Source organism: Algoriphagus sp. AGSA1 (assembly GCF_021390545.1).
Classification (GTDB): Bacteria; Bacteroidota; Bacteroidia; order Cytophagales; family Cyclobacteriaceae; genus Algoriphagus.
Window position 1 is genome coordinate 1 of sequence record NZ_JAJUWR010000026.1, and the last position, 18,244, is coordinate 18,244.

Consider the following 18,244-nt stretch of genomic DNA (forward strand, 5'->3'; position numbering starts at 1 on the left):
TTCTCCCCTGATAAAAACTGCTCTAATACTTTTTTCTTGAATGCTGATTCTTGTTCTTTCATACTGCTCTATCTTATAAACTTTAACTAAAATTCAAAGTTTTAGACAGAGTTTAGATTACAGTCTCACACTTTGTAAAACTCTAGATCAAAATCACTTGCATCGAGATTATTAATGATTTTTTGAGCGACTATTCCCGGAGTAATATTACTATCATTACCTTCTGCTATCTTCTCCGCAGCTTCTAAGTGTTTAGAATTCAATTGGGATAGTTGTTCAGAAGTTAAAACTTTATAAAAGCAAGTTGTATATTCTTGAAATTCAAGAGTTTCTAACAAATCGAAAGATGTGTCGATTTCAAAATGAAGGTCATTTTCTTTGGCTATTTTTTCATATACAGCGTAGTAACTGATCCCGGATTTATCAGCTAAAAGATCTTTTCTCACAAAGTAATTTTCAAGGTCATTTAACTCTTTTCGAAGTAGAATTGCTTTATCCTCTGTGAAATTCGAATTACAAAAGTCAATTCTTTCTTTGAGAAAAACTGGGAGTTCCTGAGCAAACAGAAGCTGACTTGTAATGAGTAGAATGCTAAGGGTGAAAATTTTCTTCATTTATCAATGAAGAACAAATTATTTACTTACACTTAATAGCTGTTGTGTCCAGTTCTCTGGACTTCACTGACCTAAATTAATAATTTCGTGCAGGTCATTAGCTATGTGTTGAATATATTTTCCGGAAACTTCAGTTTGTCAGAATTCCCTTTATTGGGTCGACTTCCAAAGAATTCTCTCTATGGACAATCCCAAAATTCAGTTTCAGGATATGCTGTACCGACAACTGTCTTGGAGGGGCTTTTCATTCCAGAAACATGTAAAATCTCGATTGGAATATTTTCAATCCAAAAGCGCCAACGGGAGCATGTAGTATGGATTTGGAAATCCCAGGATAGCCCTTCGGGATTGCAAACCTCGAAGAGCTAGTGCCGGTTTATACTGTTCCTTTGTGCTTTGGATCGAAATCCACCATCCATTCAATCCCGTATTTGTCTCTGAACATTCCAAAAAAGGAACCCCAAGGACTTTCATTCATTGGGACTTCTATACTTCCACCAACTGTAAGTCCGGTAAAAATCCGTTCAGCCTCTTCTTTGCTTTCTGCACTGACAGCTATTTTAGACCTGTTTTCATTTTCATTTACCCGGCCCATTCGTTCAGGGACATCATTGCCCATCAAAACATTTTTTCCGATGGGTAAAGCAATGTGCATGATCTTGTTTGCCTCATGTTCTGCTATCGGATTTTCAGGGGTGGAAATGTCTTTGAAACGCGTGATGTTCGCGAATTCCCCGCCAAATACAGATTTGTAAAAATTAAATGCTTCTTCTGCATTTCCATTGAAATTGATGTGAGGATTGATTAGTGCCATAGTTGTACTTTTTTAGGTAATAATATTTCCAGTATCCAAACCTACCGCTGAGTCACTCCATTGTCCCAAAAGTATATTTTCCGACTTTTTTTAAGCTCCCGACGTATAATCCTGCTAAATGAGTTCAATCGAAAAATCACAAATGATTTTTCCAATAAGTCAATATATTTTGCTGCTGTTTCCTTGATGAATTCTTTTTCGTAATTCTGATTCAATCTGTCGAGAAATCATGAATTGAAAATGTGTAAATTCTCGACTATAACCGAAAATATACATGTAAATTCTCGATTATATCAATTTTAAGCCTATTAACCCCAGATCCCATTTACTTCCGTCAGAATAACCGGAACATCATCTGTGATCAAAATTGTCTGCTCATGCTGGGTCACATATCCGCCTTTATTACCAACCAGTGTCCAACCATCATTTCGCTCAACTGCAATAGTAGAATGGGTGGAGATAAAAGTTTCTATGGCTACGGTAGTATTCTTCTTAAACCGTTCCCGGTTGGATTTCACCCTGTAATTCAGAATATCTGATGGCTCCTCGTGCAAGCTTCTGCCTACCCCATGACCAGCCAGGTTTTTAATGACTCTATAACCTGATTTTCTGGCTTCAGTTTCTATCAAATAGCCAATATCAGCGATTTTTACTCCGCCCTTTATCGCATTTATGGCTTTGCGAAGAATGTTTTTGGAAGCATCCACCAGCGGTTGATGGTTGTGGATATCCTTTCCAAGCACAAAGGAGCCACCGTTATCCGACCAAAATCCGTTGAGTTCGGCGGACACATCAATATTGATCAAATCTCCTTCTTTCAGCAACACCTTTTCCGAAGGTATCCCGTGAGCTGCTACTTCATTTACACTTATGCAGGAATAGCCCGGAAATCCATACGTTTCATAAGGAGCAGACTTAGCTCCATAGCTTTTCAAAATACCACCTCCATATTCATCCAGCTCTTTGGTGGACATTCCCACTTTAGCATATTCAGTCATCAGTTTCAGTGTAGTTCCCACTACCTCACTGATTTTTTTCATTCCTATAAGTTCTGATTCTTTGGTGATGGACATATTTATTTGATTCTACGGATCTTTATTCTATTTTCTTAAGCTCGACTATCTGGCAATTGATTCCATACGAACAGTTTTTGTTTCTGTCTAGTTCTTTATATTTAATAGTCACTCTATCTCCTCCTATATAGTTGATCACATCCTTGATGTTTACGATTAAAGTGTCTCCATTATCAAGGTGTATTTGTTCTGCGCAATAATATAAGCCACCACTACGCCAGATTTTCCCATTATCGGTTTTTATAATATCTTGGTCATCAGAATTGCAGGATAATATCGCTAAAGAAACAGCTAGCATTAATATGATATTATTTTTCATAGTCTTCTGTTCATTTAGTACCTACATTCTATATGGATTTTATCCTTTTTCTCTTTGAAATTCAGTAAGATGCGTATTGGGCTCCTTAAAATACGTATTCTCTCATCAGTTTTTAAATATTCTCAATCATTATCCAAATTATAATTAGGTACTGAAATACGCTTGACGAAGATTATTCCATCAAACATTTCTGAGAATTTTTTAGTAATAAGGTATTTCTTTTTAGGGTTATAACCTGGGCCTCCAAGACCTAACTGTCTGTTTTCTGTATCAAAAAAGTTTGTGGGGTCGCTATTTACGGCCTCTTTCATGTCAACAAAGTAAATGTCATTAGATGCCTTAATAAGCGTTTCCGCATATGTTTTTCGAAATGGCTTAGTAAGCGTGTGGCTTTCCCAATAAATAGGCTTGTTTTTCTTGATTACTGCACCAGGGAGTGTCCCAACACCAAAATCAAAACCTACTGAGTAATAGTCCCTTTTATAATGCTCTTTTAGGTGCCTGCCTAGATTTACCCAAGGCATACCGTAGTAATTGAAGGTTAGGTTGTTCACATGATCATTATGAGCCCAAATAAAAGCCTTGCCATTATTGATTTCATTGTCTACTAACCATTTTACATTCTCAAACATTTTCAAATCCCTTACTTCACTTTTGCGGTTTTCTAAATAAGTTGTGTGTTTAATTAGGTAATTCAGAGATCTTATAATTGAAGTGAATTCTTGATTAGAGCTCTTCCCACTATTGGTTTGAAAATCTACTATGATTTGTTCAATTTCTTTAAGCCTGGGGATTTGATTTCCTGCCCAATCTGGTGTTTCACTATAGCCAACTGTTGAGCAACTATCTGCAGTTGCAAGAAGTTCTTCACTTACAGGAATTTTATGAGTGCTTACAAAATCACGTACTTCTAAATGAATGTCATTTCCACTTTGGATATCCATACCATAGAATCGGATTTGTTCTTTGTTTGGCCTACTTAAATTGTATTCCCGTATCCATTTCAAAAGATCAACGACTTCTAAGCATTGCCAAGGTGCTAAGGTAAAATTTACTATTATTTCAATAATATCACCTTTTCCACCGCTTATCCATTCATTTACAGCTGCTTCCGTTTGGTAGGCTTCCTCCATTATAAAAGCTTTTACATCTTGGTTCTTTACTAAGTACTTGAAGAATTTAGCCTTTATATCAAAAAATTCCTTTCCATGGTGGGAAGCTTCACCAAACCCAAATATTCTCGCTTCAGCAAATTTGAGTGGAACATTGTCCTTGAAAATTACTAGCTCAGTATCAGGGTCTGCATCTTCAATTTTTAAAGCTTTTTGATTAATCCATGCTATAGTTTCTTCTTCTTCTTGGGCAAAAAGATCAAGGGAAATAGAAAATAAAATTGTCAGTAGAATGATTCTCATTAGTATTTGGTGGTGGATGTACCAAATTAGAAATCAATTTCACTGAGGCAGTTCTTTATCGATGAATTTGAGTTTTTTTAACAAGAGCTAAACTAAAAATGGAAAAGCCTACAACAATTATTGGCTTTTTAGCTATTTCCCTTCCACCTGCCTTTTCCACTCCGGATAATTTTTCAGCACTTTTGAAGGAGCATTGGTGTACCAGCTATAGCCGTTCCTACGTTCGTGGCCTATTTCTGCCATTGAATTCTTTTTGATCCCGTCCCGGTCAGAGAAGATGGGTTTTTCGGTTTCCAGGTCATAAAAGCGTGCCCAGAGGGGAGAGGCAGCGGGATCAGAAACTACCACCCTGTTCTTGTCTCCATCTTCGTCGATTTCTGTTTCTAGTTTGATTCCCTCGATTTTGTGGGTTTCAAACCAGTGGACAGCACCATCTACGGAGGCTATGACTTCCTCCGAAGGATCTTCCAGCTCCATCAGCAATTGGACAATCCTTACAGATTCAGCACCACTGAAAGATGCAAGTTCATAAGAGCGGGCTTTAGCAGGAGCAAGTGTCTTCTCATCATGCTGGGCACACCAGACGGTAGGAGTGCCATCTACGATGATTTGCGTTTTAAGGATACAGGCTATCCCTGCATCAAATGATTTTTTGGCTTTTGTTTTCAGCTCTGGAGACAGATTCAAAGCTGAAAAAGCTTTGTCTTCTGAAAAAATCTCTCTCAGAAACTTCATGGTGTTCACCATAGCATTATCATTGTAGGTGATGTGGGCAGAGTAGGATACAGATCCTGTGCGTGGGGGATAGAATTGGGGCCATCCGCCATTCTCGTACTGGGAGATAATGATGTAATCCAAACCTTTCTCAAAAGCCCTTTTGTAGCGGATATCCGGGATCTGTTCATATACTTTGGCCAGAAATTTCAATTCTGTGATGGTGGCGTCATTGTCAAAAGTTGCCCCTGTTTTAGATTTACCGGCCTTGATTTCCGCCTTTTCTGGCTCGGATAACTCCAGATGATAGGCTTTGTTTTTCTCCCATCCACCGATATCCTTTTGGGCTATCAGGACATTCTCAGCCACTGCTTTTGCTTCTTCTGAGCCATACCAGTTTTCGGGCATTTTGGTAGCCACATCCTTCCAGCTCATGCTGAGATAGTTAGTCTCTTGAGCAAAAGCAGTGGTAAGTGTTAGTGATAAAAACAGTGCTATAAAAAGGTAAGGTTTCATGGGGCTAGTCAAGTATAGAGGTTTCTGTTAGGCTAAGATGGTAATTTACCGATGCGCAGGAAAATCCTACTACCACAAATTCATAAAAGTCGTATTTTACTTGTCTTTGATAAAGAGTGTTAGTACTCCTATATTTCAGTGCTTTATGTGATTTTATGCGCCCCTGTTCGTGTCACACGAACGGTTTCATTTGGCTCCAATTGATCGTAGGTTCAAAATCTAGATAAGTTGGATTTTGCTCTTTCAGAGCTTCACGTGAGTTTTGCCTGTTTTTTGACCCAGCTGGACTGACATATGACGGACTTTCAGGTCTCTAGTGCCAGCAATTAAAGAAATTATATAATTAGCAGTGCCCTTTTCGTAAATCTTTATTGCTAAAATAGTTTGCGACTAACCTCGATAGATAAAGTCCGGCTTCTGGAGAAGCAGGACAACTTAATGCTGCGTGCTCCGCGAAATTCTCCGTGAACTCCGCGGTTAAAACAAAGCCGCTTTACTTTACTTACTTCCAGAAATCGGCATTGTCAATACCAGCATCCTTGGCCACAAAAACTGGGTCTTTGCCTTCCTTTTTCTGCTTTTTATAATCTGCCAAAGCTTTGAATGCCGGCTTGCGGAGCAGGATGATCGCAATGATGTTCAGCCATGCCATAAGGCCTACTCCTATATCACCCATGGTCCAGGCCATCTCTGCGGTTTTGATGGTGCCATAGAAAGTGGTTATCAAGATAGCAATTCTCAGAACCCATATTCCCCATCGATTATTTGTCTTTCGGATCAAATAACTCAGGTTGGTCTCTGCGATATAGTAATAAGCCATGATCGTGGTAAATGCAAAAAACAGCAGTGCCACCGCCACAAAACCAGCCCCAAGAGAAGGGAATTGTGAGGCTATTGCAAACTGGGTGTATTCTGGCCCGAATGCAACGCCGGGAAGGTTTTCGACCAAAAAACCTTCTTCAGGATCGATTACGTTAAACTGTCCGGTGAATAAAATCATAAGCGCGGTAGATGTGCAGACAAAAAGCGTATCCACATATACTGAAAAGGACTGTACCAAGCCCTGTTTCACAGGGTGGCTTACTTCAGCTGCCGCAGCCGCATGAGGGGCTGTTCCCTGTCCGGCTTCATTAGAGTAAATGCCTCTTTTGACGCCCCAGGCTATAGCCATGCCAAACACTCCGCTAAAGGCAGCCTCCATGTTGAAAGCTGATTTGAAGATTAAAGCAAAAACTGCAGGTACTTCTGTGATATTGAGAGTAATGATGATCACGGCCATTAGAATATAAGCGCCCGCCATGAAGGGAATGACTATTTCCGCTACTTTACTGATCCTTTTTACTCCTCCTAAAATAATTAAGGCCAGAAGCGAAGTGACCAGAATCCCTGTCCAGACGACCGGCAAATCAAATGCGTTTGCCATACTCAATGCGATACTGTTACTCTGCACTCCGGGCATAAAGATAGCTGTGGCCAAGATTGTGGCAAACGCAAAAAGCATCGCATACCATTTCTTCCCAATTCCCTTTTCAATGTAATAGGCAGGCCCTCCGCGGTATTCCCCATCATTCACCTCCTTATAAATTTGTCCTAAGGTGGATTCTACAAAGGCGGATGAGGCTCCTAAAAAAGCAATCACCCACATCCAGAAAATGGCTCCAGGGCCTCCCATGGCAATAGCTGTGGCTACTCCGGCGATATTTCCCGTCCCCACTCTTCCTGAGATGGCTATCGCAAAGGCCTGAAAGGATGATACTCCCTCCTTAGATGATTCTCCCTTAAAAAGGAGCTGAATCATTTCTTTAAGGTAAGTCACCTGAAGGAATTTGGTGGCAAATGAGAAATATACCCCAGCCGCAAGACAAAGGAAGATCAATGCATTACTCCAGACTACCGCGTTGATAGCTTCTACTATTTCTTTCATCTGTTTATTTTTTGTTTTTTAATGGTCAGATGGAATCCCTGCCTGCGGCAGGCAGGTCGCATGGTGAATAATCATCCCTCTGTGTGTCGTTTTCGACATGCTTGATTTCATAATGATTATAATTAGTCTTTTAAAGGCCATATGGAATCCCTGCCTGCAGGCTCGATTTCATTCATTGATTTTAAAAGCCAGAATTTCAGGAAGAATTGATCTGTCAGGTTTAAAATTGACCCGAAGAAAGTAAAAATTCAGGGATTATAGCAGAATATTCGTTTAAAATGACTGTATTTTCTTGTCAGTAGCGTTCGAAAATTGGGTAGTCGTGAAAAACGCTTACTTATTGTTGAGATTGTCAAACTTTTTGTTGTCCCTATCTCCCAATTTTTATTGGATGAATTCTATCAATTCGAACCTATTGCCCCAAGGATCTCTGAAAAAACAGCGCTTACGGCCTTCAATCATCGAGGAGAAGCTTACTTTGATGTCGATACTTTGTAGGAAAGCTATTGTCCCTTCTAAATTATTCACCACAAATGCGGGATGCCGGGCAGAGTTGTCCTGATGTACATCTTCCTCGCGGATATGCAGCTCCACGTCACCCATCTGAATCCAGATGGCTCCATTGGGATGATTGCCCGGGATTTCATCCAGTAGCAGCTTTTTGGTATAAAAGTCTTTCACTTCTTCCCGTGTGTTGGGAGGAATGGTGATAAGTACATGGTCCAAGCGGCTGATATCAAGCATAGTGGTTTTTAAAATTGAGAAATTGAATAAGATTGAGAAATTGAATCCCAGGTAAAAATATACTAAAAGTGTTGAACATACAGCCATCGTACTTCTGTTATTTCCCAACCTGCCTCCTCAGATTGAGTAATTTTTGACTCTTTTTTAGACACTCTTAAGGTTTATAATCTTCGTTTATCGGCAATAAGGAGGGTTTTTTAGTTTGGTGAATTTTTTGGTTGCTAAACAGAAAACACAAAGCTATTGACCACCTTAATGTTGTACTCCAATGAAACTAGACCCACACCCAGAAAATGCCACCTTTTCTCAGAATAATTTAATTGAAGAGAAAATTTTATGGTTTCCGATCAGGAACAGAAAGCGGGTGATTCACGAAGTAGAAAGACTCAAATCTGTCGGGATCAGGCAATTGAAAGTAGGGGTTGATTGTATTGAGTTTAATACCAAAAAAGGGATGAGAGGATACGATTGGCTTATTCCTTTACTGGCTGATAGCTTTGATTTAGAGCTTTGCTTTGATAATTTCCCAATGAAAACAATATGCGGGAAAGCCCCGAAACACTGGCTGCCGGAAATAGTTGAGCACTTCATTTTCCGTCATGGTGACCATTTTGATAACATTCAATTATGTAGGCAATCGTTAGACAGGGCTAAGCATCCAGGTGATGAGAATATATTTGCTGAGGATATGGTTTTTTCGGCAACGTGGGCTAGGTATTTAGGTAAAAAAGTGTGCTTAGGGAAAATCCAGCCTGGAGACTTTGAATGGATCTCTAAATTGGTTCCTACCCGTTTTTTTGCCCACATAGATTCCATAGAAATCGACAATGAGAATGGAGACCTGGGGAGTAACAGCGCCAAATTTTATGAACGGGCATTACAGAGTCTCTTTCATGCAAAAGGGGTGGATACAAAAATCCGCTGTTGCCAACTTACCAGCACCAACTTAAATTTATCATCTACCCGTGGGATTGCCTGTTGATTGTACAGTTATGGAAATTACTTTAACTTGATATAGATTAATCTAAAGAACAAGGATATGAACCATGAAAAGCACGATAGGATTTCAGGACTCAAAAGAGTGGCAGACTTTTCTGAGGGACTGACTTCACTCATCGCAGGGTCTTATGTATTGACTCTAGCTGTGACCAAGCGCAATATTGCGCTAAGAATAGCCTTAGGAATTACAGCGGGTTACCTGATCCTCAGAAGTGGGGGCAAACTGCATTCAGGCTCTATGGAGGATGAATGATGAATATTAACCAATGGAATACTATCAATCCAAGCGCAGGATCAGATCATGTCCTGGGCTTGATTGTTGTTTTTTGGATTTTGACCGTTTGTTGCTGATGTTTTTAACCAGCCTGTAACCAGCCTGCCCGAGGCAGATAGCCCTATCCACTATGGTTTGTTGAGGTGATAAGCGTGAATTGCTTACTGATCTAACTTCTTCCGCCAAATATCGCCGACCCGATTCTCACCATCGTGCTTCCTTCTTCCTGAGCGATGAGGTAATCCCCACTCATGCCCATGGATATGTGCTCCATCTGCACAAATCCAGGAAGCTTCCGGTTTTTGATTTCTTCAAAAAGATTTTTTAAAGTCTTAAACTCTCGCCTTACCTGCTCTGTGTCGTAGGTAAAAGTAGCCATTCCCATCAGCCCCTGGATTCGGACATTGCCAAGTAGGGGGAAATCCGGACTGGCAAACATCTCTTCCAGTTCATTTCTGTCGAATCCAAATTTGCTCTCCTCATGGGCTATGTGGATTTGGAGTAAAACAGAGATTGTCCGGCCGTTTTTTTTTCCCTGTTTATTGATCTCGCGAAGTAATTTGAAAGAATCTACCCCATGAATCAGATGGATGAAAGGGGCTATGTGTTTGACCTTATTGCTTTGCAAATGTCCTATCATGTGCCAGCGGACATCATCGGGCATTTCTGGATGTTTAGCCTGAAGTTCCTGTACCTTATTCTCGCCAAAATCACGGATTCCCGCAGCATAAGCCTCTTTTAAATCGGATAGTGGCTTCGTTTTACTGACGGCGATTAGACGGCAGTGCTGATTTATGAATGTTTTTTTTATCGCTTCAAGGTTGGCTTTGATATCCATTTTCTATTTTTATGCTTTACTTTTTTACAAAAGGCCCAAAACAAAGATATGGCGATCATCAGTACTTTGCTAAAAAAAGGCATACGCCTGAGAGAGAGTTTAGAACAGGAGTATTCACATCCATTGGAGCTTCAGCGACAGGAATTAAAGAAATTACTGATTCATGCAGCTGATACTGAGATAGGCAGGAAGTATGACTTTTCAAAAATCCTGAATGGCTTTCGCTGGGGGGAGGGGGAGTTTTATGAGCGGTTCAAGTCCCAAGTGCCCATCTATGATTACAATCGTATCCACGACGAATGGTGGTATAAATTACTCGAGGGAAAACCCAACATCACCTGGCCTGGCCCAGTACGTCATTTTGCCCTTAGTAGTGGTACTTCTGGAGCTACTTCAAAGTTTATCCCCATTACCAAGGATATGGTCAAAGCCATCCGCAGGACAGGCGTACGACAAATCCTTTCCTTATCAAAATATGATTTGCCCGCATCCTTATTGACCAAGGGTATCCTGATGTTGGGGGGCAGTACTGACCTGGAATTTAACGGTACCTATTTCTCTGGAGATCTCAGCGGGATTACAACTGGGAGATTGCCTATTTGGTTTCAGCGCTTTTACAAGCCGGGGAAAAAGATATCACGAAGCAAAAACTGGGGAGACAAGTTGGACCAGATTGTAGAAAAAGCCAGATCATGGGATATAGGGATTATCGTAGGCGTGCCGGCATGGCTGCAGATTCTGATAGAGAAAATCATAGAACGATATCAGGTTGACACTATCCATGATATTTGGCCCAATCTGCAGATTTTTGTACACGGGGGAGTTTCTTTTGAACCTTATAGGAAGGGCTTTGAGAAACTGCTGGGCAAGCCCTTGTTATATTTGGAGACCTATCTGGCGTCTGAGGGGTTCCTGGCCTTCCAGGCTCTGCCCAACAGGAAATCCATGCGCCTCGTGCTGAACAATGGGATTTTTCATGAATTCGTGCCTTTTGATGATCGGAATTTTGATGAGGAAGGAAATATCCGGCAGGATGCCTCGACGCTGAAAATAGATGAAATAGAAGAAGGAAAAGATTACGCACTACTGATCACTACCTGTGCGGGGGCATGGCGCTACCTGATCGGTGATGTGGTAAGGTTTGTGTCTAAGGAGGAATCCGAGATTATCATCACGGGCAGAACCAAGAGTTTTCTGAGTCTGTGTGGAGAGCATCTTTCCGTGGACAATATGAACAAGGCTATAGAGCTGACGGCCGAAGAGCTGGATATGAATATCCGGGAATTTACTGTATTGGGCGTGCCGCATGGGAGCCTATTTGCCCATCACTGGTTTATAGGCAGTGCGACCGAAGTTTCTTCTAAGAAGCTACGAAAAACACTGGATCTACATCTCAAAGCCCTGAATGATGATTATGCCGTAGAGAGAAACCATGCGTTAAAGCAAATAAAAGTGACCGTATTACCGTCTTCCCTGTTTTATGAATGGATGAAGGAGCAGGGCAAAGAAGGGGGGCAGCATAAGTTTCCCAGAGTACTGAAAGGGGACAAGGCAGCGAAATGGTTGGATTTTCTGACTAAAAAAGAAGTTGAGTTGTGAGAGAAGCCCTTGTGGAAGGTGTGAGCATGGGGCTGTTGTTGTCTGTCATGATTGGCCCTGTGTTTTTCACACTTATCCAAAGTAGTCTGGAAAAGGGCTTCCGCTATGCCGCAGTGGTAGCTTTGGGGATCTTGACCAGTGATGCGCTTTATGTGTTGCTGACATTTTTTGGAATCCGGTTTTTGGCTGAGGCCACTTATTTTGAAGAGGTATTGGGATATGTGGGAGGGGCTATTTTGATAGGTTTTGGAGTCAGTTATTTGCTGAAAAGGAAGCTGGATAAACCAATCAAAATCCAAGACAGGAAGATCAGACCAAAAAAGCGTAGTGCTTTCCTCAAAGGATTTAGTATCAATGGCATCAACCCCTTTGTGTTGTTGTTTTGGATATCCATCGCTAGTCTGGTCCATCTCAAGGCAGGTTTTGGGAAGGTGGATTTTTGGCTTTATTATTCAAGCATTCTATTGACCGTGTTCGGCATAGATCTAATCAAGGCATTTATAGCCAAACAGCTTTCACGCTTTGTAACTGTACACTTTATGTTTTGGCTAAATAAGGCAGTTGGGATTGCCATGATCGGTTTCGGAATTCGCTTGTTTTGGTTTGCTGCTGGATAGTGCGGTTTTCCAAAAAAAAGACCTTCAGGATAAATGAATATCTGAAGGTCTCTCTATTGAGATTCAGCTGAATTTAGTCTGCCAAATATTTTATCACAGGTGTATAGTCCATATCAAAAGCCTCTGCCACTGCTTGATATACAATATCTCCATGGATGATATTCAGACCAGGTACAAGATCAGGATTGTCCTGTGCGGCTTTTTTCCATCCCTTATCTGCCAATTGGATGGCATAAGGAAGCGTGGCGTTCGTCAATGCCAATGTGGAAGTATAAGGTACAGCACCAGGCATATTCGCTACGCAATAGTGGACCACGTCATCGATGATGTAAGTAGGATCTTGGTGAGTGGTGGGTTTACAAGTCTCTATACATCCTCCCTGATCCACTGCCACGTCCACCAATACAGTTCCCGGTTGCATTTCTTTTAGCATATCACGGGTGATCAGGTGGGGAGCCTTGGCACCTGGGATCAGGACCGCTCCGATAATCAGATCATGGTTAGTGATCATTTTACGTACATTGAACTCGTTGGACATCATCGTCTTCACGTTGGCGGGCATTACGTCCGCGAGATATCTCATTCTAGGTAGAGAGACATCCATAATAGTCACGTCCGCTCCAAGCCCGGCGGCCATCCAGGCTGCCTGGGTCCCTACTATACCACCACCAAGGATCAGTACTTTGGCAGGAAGTACACCAGGTACACCACCAAGAAGAATACCTCTTCCCTTCAGTGGTTTCTCCAGATAATTAGCCCCTTTTTGCACCGCCATTCTCCCGGCTACTTCAGACATCGGCACCAATAAAGGAAGGCTTCTGTCCGCTTTTTCCACAGTCTCGTAAGCAAGACAAATTGAATTGCTGGCAACCATTGCTTTGGTCAACGGCTCATAAGAGGCAAAGTGAAAATAGGTGAACAGCAGTTGGTTTTCTTTGATCAGTTTGTATTCCTGTTCTATCGGCTCTTTTACTTTCATAATCATTTCAGCGATCTCGTAAGTCGCCTCAATAGTAGGAAGAATCGTAGCACCGGCATCTACGTAAGTTTCATCCAGAAATCCGCTCCCTTCACCGGCAGTGTGCTGCACGTAAACGGAATGTCCTCTTTTTACCAATTCTTTTGCACCGGCAGGAGTGAGTGCTACACGGTTTTCGTTGTTTTTGATTTCCTTCGGAACACCTATAATCATGACTTGTATATGGGTTTAGTAAACTTGCCGGCAAATATAGCATGTGGGAGGGTATCGATTAGCAAAACAGCGAATAGTATTTGGTGTGCTTTGGGAAAAACATTTAAATCAGAATTAAATTCTGTATATAGTTGTAATCATGTTTTAAATTTTAAAATATGGATTTTAAGCACTGATAATTTTGGTGGGGCATTTTGACTTAATTATCGGGTCAAATCAATGATATTTTAGGGTTATTCAGCCTTAAATTTTTTTAATTAATTTATAATCAAAATTTAATTCTGTTTAGCATGTTTGATTATGGTCTTTTCGGAATTTTTGATCGGTAAATAATAATACCGAAATTTGTATAGAAATTGGATTTGGCTATTTTTGAATGATTCAAATGATCATCAAAACAAAACCCGGATAACTTTAGTAAATTAACCTTATGTCAGAAGTTCAATCAGTACCTAAAACCCTGAATTTTCCAGACCTTTCTAAAGAAGCTGTGCTTGAAGACTTTCGGGTCGCCATGATCAGCAGGCATGCATCTCTTGTGGGTAGGAAGGAGGTTTTTATGGGTAAGGCCAAATTTGGGATTTTTGGAGACGGGAAGGAAATCGCTCAGATAGCCATGGCAAGGGCTTTTCAACTGGGGGATTTTCGCTCAGGATATTACAGGGACCAGACATTTATGTTTGCCATTGGGGAATTGACTGTACAGCAGTATTTCTCCCAACTTTACGCACATACCAATGTAGAAGCAGAGCCTGCAAGTGCAGGGCGTCTGATGAATGGTCACTTTGCGACACGGTCGCTCAATGAGGATGGGAGCTGGAAGGATCTGACTAAAATGTATAATTCCGCAGCGGATATTTCGCCCACTGCGGCTCAGGTGCCCAAGCTTCTGGGTTTGGCCTACGCCTCTAAACTTTTTAGGGAAAACAAAGGGCTGAAGGACCTGACCAAATTTTCAGTAAATGGAAACGAAGTCGCTTGGGGAACTATCGGAAACGCCTCTACTGCAGAGGGGATGTTTTTTGAAACAATAAATGCCGCCGGAGTGATGCAGGTGCCTATGGTGATCTCAGTTTGGGATGATGGCTATGGGATTTCTGTGCCCAATGAGTTTCATACCACCAAGAGTAGTATTTCTGAAGTCTTGGCCGGTTTCAAGAGGACGGATACTGAGAAAGGGATAGAGATTATCCGTGTAAATGGCTGGGATTATGAAGCCTTGATGCATGCCTATGTGGAGGCAGGGGATCTAGCCAGAACCTCACATGTGCCGGTATTGATCCACGTACTTGAAATGACACAGCCCCAAGGGCATTCTACATCTGGCTCGCATGAGCGGTATAAGGACGCAAAGCGTCTTCAGTGGGAGAAAGAATGGGATTGTCTAGGCAAGTTTAGGGAGTATATCCTAAGTAATGAGCTTGCCAATGCTGATACACTGGATAAAATAGAAGCCGAAGCCAAGGCTCAGGTGAGACAAGAGAAAGAAGCCGCCTGGACAATGTTTTCGAGTGAAATCAAAAAAGAACTGAATGAAGCGGTGGCGCTTTTGAGAGATGCCGCACAACATAGTACCAGAAAGGTAATCATCAACCAGCTTGCGGAAGAACTGTCCAAGACTATAAATCCAATTAGGAAAGATGTGGTTCTCGCTGTACGAAAGGCACTTTTGCTGTTGAGATTTGACTCAGCTAAAGTAAAAGAAAACCTAAAAGCGTGGTATGATAAGCAGTCACACTTAAATGTGGACAGATATAACAGTCATCTCTACAGCCACTCGCAGTGGAGTGTATTGAATGTGAAGGAGGTACCTGCGGTCTATACTGAAAAATCACCATTGGTGGATGGAAGGGAGATTCTGCAGTCCTATTTCGACTACACACTGGCCAAAGACCCCCGGTTCTTCACCTTCGGTGAGGATGTAGGGAAAATAGGAGATGTGAATCAGGCTTTTGCGGGACTGCAGGCAAAACATGGAGAGCTGAGGGTGAGTGATACTGGGATCAGAGAATGTACCATTATTGGTCAGGGGATAGGCACAGCACTGCGAGGATTGAGACCTTTGGCTGAGATACAATACCTTGATTATTTATTGTATGGTTTGCAGATGCTTTCGGATGACCTGGCTTGTCTTCACTACCGTACCAAAGGGGGGCAGAAAGCGCCATTGATCGTGCGCACCCGAGGCCATCGCTTGGAGGGGGTGTGGCATTCCGGTTCCCCTATGGGAATGATCCTCTCAAGTCTTCGGGGCATGGTTGTATGTGTGCCTAGGGATATGACCCAAGCCGCGGGCATGTACAATACCTTGCTGAAATCTGATGAGCCAGCCATTGTCATCGAATGTCTGAACGGTTATAGGTTGAAGGAAAAAATGCCGGAAAATCTCGGGGAATATACTGTTGCACTGGGGAAACCTGAAATTCTGAGAGAGGGGAAAGACCTGACCATAGTTACTTATGGATCCATGTGCAAAATAGTGATGGAATCAGCAAAAGAGCTTGCTGAAATCGGTATAGAAATAGAAGTGCTGGATGTGCAGACCTTGTTGCCGTTTGACGTGCACGGAATCATAGGGCAGTCCATCAAAAAGACCAATAGGGTGATTTTTGCGGATGAGGATGTGCCTGGGGCAGGATCAGCTTTTATGATGCAGCAAGTGATAGAAGGACAGGATATGTTCAGGTATCTGGATTCTGAGCCTCAGACTATTTCAGCCAAAGCCCACAGACCGGCCTATTCATCTGATGGGGACTATTTCTCCAAACCAAGTGTAGAGGATGTGGTGGAGAAAGTTTATGCCATGATGAGTGAGGTAAATCCTAAAAAATATCCGGTTTTATAAAAAATGTAAAAAATCATAACAGTAAAAAGCCCTCAGATGCAGGGCTTTTTTTAATAATCCATCATTTGGAGACTTGATATTTAGTTACCAACCGCACAAAATCGGAATGATATTGTAATGTCATCTCGACCCGCCGCGGCGGGTCGAGATCTAAAGCGATGCTACATTCATCACAATTCCCAAACACGTCATTGGTGAGAGAGACCAACCGGATATGGTATGCCAACCTGCCCCAGGCAGGCTTGATTTCATGTAATCGGGCAATATTATTCCACAATAAAAATTAGTAGAGAAAAGTGCTTTCTCCGGTAAAATCGAGCCAAGGCCAAGGGATATGTGGGTTTTTCAGAGTTGTTCCAGTCTACTGAGACGAAAGTAACTCCGAAGGACTAACCGGGCGGAAACCCGTTATCCGCCACATGTTTCCTTAGCGATGGTTGTAGTATGTTTCATTTTTCTTTTACAAGCTTTATTATAATACCCATTTGACCCAAGTGATAAATATTATGTTGAAGTATCCCATTAATAACAAATGAATAATCAAATTCGGTTTTGAAGTCCTGATCATAGTACTTTTCAGTTAAAAAAGAGTCGTCTTTTTCCTTTAGTAGAACGATCACTTGAGAGATACTATCTTGGTATTTTCGTCTTATCTCATTCCATCCCAGTTTTTTGAGAATGTCATTGTCAGGCCAATTTCGATCATCGTTATCCTGGAGTTTACCTGTCCCATCCCTGATTTTTAGGATTAAATCATCACTCCAAGCGGTAAGATGAGCAACTATTTCAGCAACACTATGTAAGGTTAGTGATGGCTTTGTGAATGCTTGTTGCTCAGTTATGGAGTCGGTTTTCCTTTGAAAATTGTCGCCCATCCAAAGTTTTCCATTTTGCAATTCCAAAAGCTGCTGAATTATGTATTCAACTAGTTTCCTGTTTGTATTAGCCATTTGCTGTTTTTAGTTCAATGAACTAGAGCCGGATAGGATAAAAAATAACTTTACAATACTACAAAATTCACCTTCTAGTTATTTGAGAGAGCGTTACTTCCGGGCTTGATACCTCATTACTTCGATTTAGTGCTCTATCCTGAATCGATACATCAATTCTTATAGTATCGTTTCTGAAAATTGCTTCCCAGCCTGTGGATAGCATGGCATACCTAATGTTTCCTTCCACTGCTTGTCCCACATCCGAAGTCAGCATGCGGGGAAAACGACCATTAAATGTGGTATAGAAAGGAGGATCTTCCCATCTGTATTCAGTAAATTGTCCGTTTCTCTTGATGAAAAACTTAACGAATATATTGTATTGGTTGGGGTTAGGGACTACCCAAATGGTATCATTTACAGTAGTGTTTCCTATCAGAGGTCTTACCACCCAATCCCTAGGGTTGTAAGACGGTGCTTCCGCAGGTCTATTGGCATAGGTGATGAGATTACCGTTGGCGTCACGCTGGTAGTCAACTTCATGAAAAGGGGGGGCATTGTCTGTACCGGACAAACCTAAGTCTCCTTCAGCATCCTGGAAATCAACACCGATAATCAGGGAATCTGAACCTGTGGTAGGGACATATTCGATGGATTCGAAGGTGATTTTAGGTACGGAAGGGTAATTGTCCGGTGGACTGATACAGGCAGCAGCGAGGGCCAGCAAAAAGAATATTCCAAAATAGCTTTTTAAACGCATAGGGTGAAGGTAAATTTACCACCAAATTATACCAAATCTTTGGTTGCTTGATGCAAAA

At 41.6% G+C, this 18,244-nt stretch carries 17 protein-coding genes; 5 read left to right on the forward strand and 12 right to left on the reverse strand.

The annotated features are described in order from the left end of the window. Positions 1 to 125 precede the first annotated feature (125 nt). From LZF95_RS18855 to LZF95_RS18895, 8 genes are all read right to left on the reverse strand, one after another. On the reverse strand, positions 126 to 614 hold the full coding sequence (locus tag LZF95_RS18855) for a hypothetical protein (RefSeq protein WP_233756585.1): 489 nt from the start codon (positions 612 to 614) through the stop codon (positions 126 to 128). A 376-nt stretch (positions 615 to 990) separates the two neighbouring features. Next, entirely contained in the window at positions 991 to 1,428 is a 438-nt protein-coding gene (locus tag LZF95_RS18860) for a VOC family protein (protein WP_233756586.1), read from the reverse strand. A gap of 308 nt (positions 1,429 to 1,736) precedes the next feature. Beyond that, positions 1,737 to 2,501 (reverse strand): type I methionyl aminopeptidase, encoded by a 765-nt coding sequence (map, locus tag LZF95_RS18870; RefSeq protein ID WP_233756587.1) that lies wholly within the window; start codon positions 2,499 to 2,501, stop codon positions 1,737 to 1,739. 22 nt (positions 2,502 to 2,523) lie between these two features. Continuing rightward, entirely contained in the window at positions 2,524 to 2,820 is a 297-nt protein-coding gene (locus LZF95_RS18875; protein WP_233756588.1) for a hypothetical protein, read from the reverse strand. Positions 2,821 to 2,942: 122 nt separating this feature from the next. After that, positions 2,943 to 4,235: an erythromycin esterase family protein gene (locus LZF95_RS18880; protein WP_233756589.1), complete on the reverse strand. Its 1,293-nt coding sequence runs from the start codon at positions 4,233 to 4,235 to the stop codon at positions 2,943 to 2,945. Between the two features lie 132 nt (positions 4,236 to 4,367). After that, positions 4,368 to 5,465, reverse strand: coding sequence for a pectate lyase (pelA, locus tag LZF95_RS18885; protein WP_233756590.1), 1,098 nt, complete (start codon positions 5,463 to 5,465; stop codon positions 4,368 to 4,370). 502 nt (positions 5,466 to 5,967) lie between these two features. Then, positions 5,968 to 7,389, reverse strand: coding sequence for a sodium:alanine symporter family protein (locus LZF95_RS18890; protein ID WP_233756591.1), 1,422 nt, complete (start codon positions 7,387 to 7,389; stop codon positions 5,968 to 5,970). Between the two features lie 384 nt (positions 7,390 to 7,773). After that, positions 7,774 to 8,133 carry a VOC family protein gene (locus LZF95_RS18895; protein WP_233756592.1) on the reverse strand — a complete coding sequence of 120 codons (360 nt, stop codon included), beginning with the start codon at positions 8,131 to 8,133 and terminating at the stop codon, positions 7,774 to 7,776. 268 nt (positions 8,134 to 8,401) lie between these two features. Between LZF95_RS18895 and LZF95_RS18900 the strand changes: the two genes are divergently transcribed. Together LZF95_RS18900 and LZF95_RS18905 are read left to right on the forward strand one after the other, a co-directional pair. Beyond that, positions 8,402 to 9,115, forward strand: coding sequence for a hypothetical protein (locus LZF95_RS18900; protein WP_233756593.1), 714 nt, complete (start codon positions 8,402 to 8,404; stop codon positions 9,113 to 9,115). A gap of 57 nt (positions 9,116 to 9,172) precedes the next feature. Further along, a complete protein-coding gene (locus LZF95_RS18905) occupies positions 9,173 to 9,385 on the forward strand; it encodes a hypothetical protein (RefSeq protein ID WP_233756594.1) in 213 nt (70 codons plus the stop codon). A 190-nt stretch (positions 9,386 to 9,575) separates the two neighbouring features. On the opposite strand, the gene LZF95_RS18910 is transcribed toward LZF95_RS18905, so the two are convergent. Next, on the reverse strand, positions 9,576 to 10,244 hold the full coding sequence (locus tag LZF95_RS18910) for a YggS family pyridoxal phosphate-dependent enzyme (protein WP_233756595.1): 669 nt from the start codon (positions 10,242 to 10,244) through the stop codon (positions 9,576 to 9,578). 48 nt (positions 10,245 to 10,292) lie between these two features. Between LZF95_RS18910 and LZF95_RS18915 the strand changes: the two genes are divergently transcribed. Further along, positions 10,293 to 11,843, forward strand: a complete 1,551-nt coding sequence (locus tag LZF95_RS18915) for a GH3 auxin-responsive promoter family protein (RefSeq protein ID WP_233756596.1) — start codon at positions 10,293 to 10,295, stop codon at positions 11,841 to 11,843. Beyond that, positions 11,840 to 12,460 (forward strand): LysE family translocator, encoded by a 621-nt coding sequence (locus tag LZF95_RS18920; protein ID WP_233756597.1) that lies wholly within the window; start codon positions 11,840 to 11,842, stop codon positions 12,458 to 12,460. Before LZF95_RS18915 ends, LZF95_RS18920 begins: the two co-directional genes overlap by 4 nt. Before the next feature lie 73 nt (positions 12,461 to 12,533). On the opposite strand, the gene ald is transcribed toward LZF95_RS18920, so the two are convergent. Beyond that, entirely contained in the window at positions 12,534 to 13,652 is a 1,119-nt protein-coding gene (gene ald / locus LZF95_RS18925) for an alanine dehydrogenase (RefSeq protein ID WP_233756598.1), read from the reverse strand. 430 nt (positions 13,653 to 14,082) lie between these two features. Between ald and LZF95_RS18930 the strand changes: the two genes are divergently transcribed. Then, on the forward strand, positions 14,083 to 16,497 hold the full coding sequence (locus tag LZF95_RS18930) for a thiamine pyrophosphate-dependent enzyme (RefSeq protein ID WP_233756599.1): 2,415 nt from the start codon (positions 14,083 to 14,085) through the stop codon (positions 16,495 to 16,497). Between the two features lie 449 nt (positions 16,498 to 16,946). Here LZF95_RS18930 and LZF95_RS18935 read toward each other — a convergent pair whose 3' ends face one another. Then, positions 16,947 to 17,447, reverse strand: coding sequence for a DinB family protein (locus LZF95_RS18935; RefSeq protein WP_233756600.1), 501 nt, complete (start codon positions 17,445 to 17,447; stop codon positions 16,947 to 16,949). A gap of 67 nt (positions 17,448 to 17,514) precedes the next feature. Continuing rightward, a complete protein-coding gene (locus LZF95_RS18940) occupies positions 17,515 to 18,186 on the reverse strand; it encodes a hypothetical protein (protein WP_233756601.1) in 672 nt (223 codons plus the stop codon). Positions 18,187 to 18,244 lie beyond the last annotated feature (58 nt).

What these genes read in the sequence shown, in the direction of transcription:
- LZF95_RS18855 (WP_233756585.1), bottom strand. Translation starts at nt 614, where the DNA reads ATGAAGAAAATTTTCACCCTTAGCATTCTACTCATTACAAGTCAGCTT.
- LZF95_RS18860 (WP_233756586.1), bottom strand. Translation starts at nt 1,428, where the DNA reads ATGGCACTAATCAATCCTCACATCAATTTCAATGGAAATGCAGAAGAA.
- map (WP_233756587.1), bottom strand. Translation starts at nt 2,501, where the DNA reads ATGTCCATCACCAAAGAATCAGAACTTATAGGAATGAAAAAAATCAGT.
- LZF95_RS18875 (WP_233756588.1), bottom strand. Translation starts at nt 2,820, where the DNA reads ATGAAAAATAATATCATATTAATGCTAGCTGTTTCTTTAGCGATATTA.
- LZF95_RS18880 (WP_233756589.1), bottom strand. Translation starts at nt 4,235, where the DNA reads ATGAGAATCATTCTACTGACAATTTTATTTTCTATTTCCCTTGATCTT.
- pelA (WP_233756590.1), bottom strand. Translation starts at nt 5,465, where the DNA reads ATGAAACCTTACCTTTTTATAGCACTGTTTTTATCACTAACACTTACC.
- LZF95_RS18890 (WP_233756591.1), bottom strand. Translation starts at nt 7,389, where the DNA reads ATGAAAGAAATAGTAGAAGCTATCAACGCGGTAGTCTGGAGTAATGCA.
- LZF95_RS18895 (WP_233756592.1), bottom strand. Translation starts at nt 8,133, where the DNA reads ATGCTTGATATCAGCCGCTTGGACCATGTACTTATCACCATTCCTCCC.
- LZF95_RS18900 (WP_233756593.1), top strand. Translation starts at nt 8,402, where the DNA reads ATGAAACTAGACCCACACCCAGAAAATGCCACCTTTTCTCAGAATAAT.
- LZF95_RS18905 (WP_233756594.1), top strand. Translation starts at nt 9,173, where the DNA reads ATGAACCATGAAAAGCACGATAGGATTTCAGGACTCAAAAGAGTGGCA.
- LZF95_RS18910 (WP_233756595.1), bottom strand. Translation starts at nt 10,244, where the DNA reads ATGGATATCAAAGCCAACCTTGAAGCGATAAAAAAAACATTCATAAAT.
- LZF95_RS18915 (WP_233756596.1), top strand. Translation starts at nt 10,293, where the DNA reads ATGGCGATCATCAGTACTTTGCTAAAAAAAGGCATACGCCTGAGAGAG.
- ald (WP_233756598.1), bottom strand. Translation starts at nt 13,652, where the DNA reads ATGATTATAGGTGTTCCGAAGGAAATCAAAAACAACGAAAACCGTGTA.
- LZF95_RS18930 (WP_233756599.1), top strand. Translation starts at nt 14,083, where the DNA reads ATGTCAGAAGTTCAATCAGTACCTAAAACCCTGAATTTTCCAGACCTT.
- LZF95_RS18935 (WP_233756600.1), bottom strand. Translation starts at nt 17,447, where the DNA reads ATGGCTAATACAAACAGGAAACTAGTTGAATACATAATTCAGCAGCTT.
- LZF95_RS18940 (WP_233756601.1), bottom strand. Translation starts at nt 18,186, where the DNA reads ATGCGTTTAAAAAGCTATTTTGGAATATTCTTTTTGCTGGCCCTCGCT.